At 61.0% G+C, this 3750-nt stretch carries 3 protein-coding genes; 1 reads left to right on the forward strand and 2 read right to left on the reverse strand.

All coding sequences use genetic code 11. From position 1 onward, the window contains the following. Positions 1-495: 495 nt before the first annotated feature. Positions 496-1299 (reverse strand): ankyrin repeat domain-containing protein, encoded by an 804-nt coding sequence (locus tag JOZ76_RS26320; protein ID WP_291703590.1) that lies wholly within the window; start codon positions 1297-1299, stop codon positions 496-498. A gap of 27 nt (positions 1300-1326) precedes the next feature. On the opposite strand from JOZ76_RS26320, the gene JOZ76_RS26325 reads away from it, so the two are divergent. Beyond that, positions 1327-1665 carry a hypothetical protein gene (locus tag JOZ76_RS26325; protein WP_291703595.1) on the forward strand — a complete coding sequence of 113 codons (339 nt, stop codon included), beginning with the start codon at positions 1327-1329 and terminating at the stop codon, positions 1663-1665. 1562 nt (positions 1666-3227) lie between these two features. On the opposite strand, the gene JOZ76_RS26330 is transcribed toward JOZ76_RS26325, so the two are convergent. After that, positions 3228-3750 (reverse strand): anti-CBASS protein Acb1 family protein (locus JOZ76_RS26330; protein ID WP_291703597.1); only part of this gene is annotated, 523 nt, incomplete at its 5' end.

Consider the following 3750-nt stretch of genomic DNA (forward strand, 5'->3'; position numbering starts at 1 on the left):
GCGTCTCCTCTGGTACGGCGCGCTACTCTGGCTTTTTTTTCATGTCTGGGTGGTGATGATCGAAGAACCGACGCTCAAGCAAACATTCGGCACAGAGTACGAGAGCTTTCAGACTAATGTGCCGCGCTGGATTCCGCGGTTGACGCCATGGCGAGCCGCATAAAGACATCGCTGCAAGCGGCTCGATGCCGGCTGCAACAAACAGTGCGAGACGGCGAAGCGTAGCAAGCGCGCCTAGCGGCCCCGCCCCGGAGGGCCCACTATCTTAGCCGCCAGGTCGAAATAACGCATGGGCCGGGCAACTGCTCCGCACGCCGATCCCGGAGGAAGACCGGCCGTCTGCGCCCGCGCATTATGAGGACCGAATCGGGCCCGAAGCGTAAGTGCCGGAAGGCACGGGTATTTCCGGAGCTGGGGGTAGACCGGCCGTGCCATCCGCCTGCCAGCGACAGCCGCCCTTGACCCTTAGCCGACGCAGCAGGCCGCCGCGCTTCGTTACGTCGGTGCCCGGCGCTCTAACCGCGAGAGATACTCCGCGACCTCCTTGCATTTCGGGTTATTGGAGACCGTGACGGATACTTCCGCCCAGTCAGCGGGCGTGCCGTCGTGCTCTTTATCTCGTGCGTGGACATCGGCTCCCGCCGCGATGAGGAGCTTCACCATTGCAAGATGGCCGTTCCATGCCGCCGAGTGCAGCGCGGTGGCAGATCCCCCGCTCGACCGCGCATTCACATCGGCACCTTGTCCGAGCAGCCATTGCACGAGATCGCAATGGCCGAAATCGACGGCACCCATGAACACGGCGTCGGATCTCGCGACCTCTGGGTCGGTCGCAATGAGCGCGGCGAGAGCCTCCTTGTCACCGAGGCGCGCATGTTCCTGAGGGTCGGCTCGCAAGCCCCGTCGCAGCAGGTGGTGCACGAGTTGACGGCCGCGGGGGCCGAGCCGGCTGATCGCATCGATCGGGCTTGATCCCCACCTGTCTTTCAGGGTCGTCGAGACGCCGAGCTCGAGCAGACGATCGATGGCGAATGGCGTGCGTGCAAAGGCGAGCACCGAGCCTCCGTTGGGGTCGAAATCGGGTAGTGCAGGCGCGCCCGCGCTCAGCATGCTCTCCACCAGGGTGTCATCCTCGAGAAGCATCGCCTCGACCAGCCCTATCCGGGCGCCTTGTTCCATCAAGACCTGGCGCATGTCAGGTTGGTCAGACCAAAACGTCAGCATCAGCGGTGAGCAATGGCAATATTCGTCGTTGCGACCGTCGACATCCGCGCCGGCGCCCAGCAGGAGATCGAACATGTCGCGCCGCTTGGTCTCAATCGAAACATGAAGCGCCTGCGGGCGGCCACCCCAATACGGATGCGCACCGATCGCATTGACGATCCGCGGTTCCGCGGCGAGGCGCGACCGCACGTCGCTGATGCGGCCATCGCCGACATCCCTGAGGAAAGTCGCGACGTCGTCGTCCGCGATCGCAACGCCGGCCGCCGGCGTCAAAGCCTGGAGACGGTCGGCGTGAGCCTTCAGCGCGCGCCAGCTCGGAAATCCGTATTGACGCGCCAGGGCAAGGTGCACGTCGGCGAGTCTGGCGTCGCGGCCGGCAGCACGCCATTCGCGGAGCTGGTGCTTTGCGGCTTTTCTGAGCCAGGCAAGGCTCACGTGTGAAGGCAGGCGTTCAGTCATGGGACACCTTCTTTCAGCTACGCCCGGCGTCCGCGTTCACGGGCAGAAAGAAGGCGACGTAAGGAAGCAGGATCAGGCGGGTTCAACCCTGCTCGCGGACCGACGGCCGCCTGCACGGCCACGCGAATGCTGCCATGGGCGCTCGAACGGTGCAAACGCAAAGTTGGCAGCACACCGCTGCCAATCAGTCTCAGCACCAGAGGGTATGGAGCAGGAGTAGGCAAGCGCAGGCCATTATGCAGGTCGCTCCGAGCGTATGATGAGTGAGTGGTCTAGGTTCCATCGGTCCCATGTCCGGATCTGGCCCGACGGAGAAATCATCACGGCCGGCACCGATGTCGGCTGTCTGAGGTGATGCCGACCAGATTTGCTCGACGTGAGTTTTTCCGCCTGTGACCCAGAGCGGACTCAACTGCGGTCGGAGGCGTGCTATCTTAGCTTGCGGGGTGGGTATTTCCCCGTCCCAGCTTTTGGGAGGACACAGCTGTGAAAGCCTCGTTACTCTTCGTTGCGGGTTTAGCTATCGCAATTTCGTCGATTGCACCCGCTAATGCCGCACCCGTCCATGCTACTGGCAATGTCCCCTCGATCGGATGCTCCTCGGCCAGTGGCTTTCATGTTTTTTCAAGGTGCAAAAACGTGGGCAACTGGAAATCCTACAGCGAGTGCAAGGAGTTCGCTATTAAAACCGGTTGGAGAGACTACGAAAGCTGGTGGTATTGCTCGCGTGTGGAGTTCCAGAACTAAAAAAAGATGTGCCGAGGCCGCCCCTCAGTCGGCGGCCTCTTTCATATCAGGGCCAAGCGCGCGATGCCGTTTTTTGCTAGGGGCCGACGAGCTGATCGGATTGAGCGACGATTTCTGCTGTTGCGCAGGTTTTTGGATGCCGGCATGACGAGACCATCCGCTTGCAGAGCTGACCGGCGTCCAAAAAGCGCCAAGGCACGAAGTCGCGGGAGGTAGGGCACGGGCGGAGCAGCGAGTGCTATTAGGTGCTCGACTTAGGAAAATTCGAAGCGGGGCGACCTCGAATGCGTGCGCAACTTAAGCGTTTTGGCACGATTGTTGCTAAATAGGGGATTTAATTTTGTTGGCCCGTGTAATTTCAGATAGTTGGGCGTGGCAGAAATAGCGCATCCGGCAACTGTTGCGCGATTAATCGGTCGATCCGCATTCAGTGGCATAGTGTGAATCAATTTCTTGCGAGCAGAAATACCTGCGGCACCTTCAAGCAAACTGGTTTGCGCTATTCGTCAAGCCAATTTTTTGTCTTTGTGTTGTGGGCTGGGTAGATGTGGTTCGCCGCGTGAGAGGGGCCGCAGATGATCCTGTTCTTCATCATGCCGACAATACGCGAGTTGATCGTGGCAACCCCGCTTTCGCTGTCCTCTTCATCGCTACCGGCCTCTCGGCTCTTGCTCCCGCGCAGCGGGCTGGAGCGCAGCGACTTTGTGCTTTGGTCCAACTCGGACCTTTGGTGAAGTCCGCTATTGAGCCGCTACCTGGGGTGCAGCAGACGTCAACCCCGCCCTGGTCGCCAGGGCTTACGCGTCCTCACCACCGTTCCTCTCGCCAAGCCGATCATTCGATCCGGTGTGCGTGCCGCCGGGCTCAAGTCCCTCGTCTTCCTCTTCCTTCAGGTCCGGGACGTCGTCGGGATCGAGCCCGGGGTAGGGCGTCTCCGGATCATTGGCGATGCGCGCGCGCTCCTCGGCGGGCGCAATCACGCCGCTGTCGACATGGATCTGTCCCGTCTCCGCGTTGATCTTGCGAACCTCTGCGGCCGCCTTTTCATCGAGCGACCAAAGCGGCTCATACTCATACGAAAGGTCCGGGTCGACCTTGCCCCAGATGTTGATCTGCGCGAACCGGAAGATCCGATCGAGGTTCGGAGAAAAGAACTTCTTCTGAAACGCATGGATTGAATCGTAGAACGCGCGCAGCTCCGGCTCGGCGGTTGCATTGAGGCCGTGCGGTGAGATGCCGAGCAGCTTCACAAGCGGAATGCGGCTGACTGACGCCATGTGCTCCTGCGCCTGAGCCTGTAACTGATCGAGCGAGGCCAGC

This window comes from Bradyrhizobium sp. (assembly GCF_019244115.1).
Classification (GTDB): Bacteria; Pseudomonadota; Alphaproteobacteria; order Rhizobiales; family Xanthobacteraceae; genus Bradyrhizobium.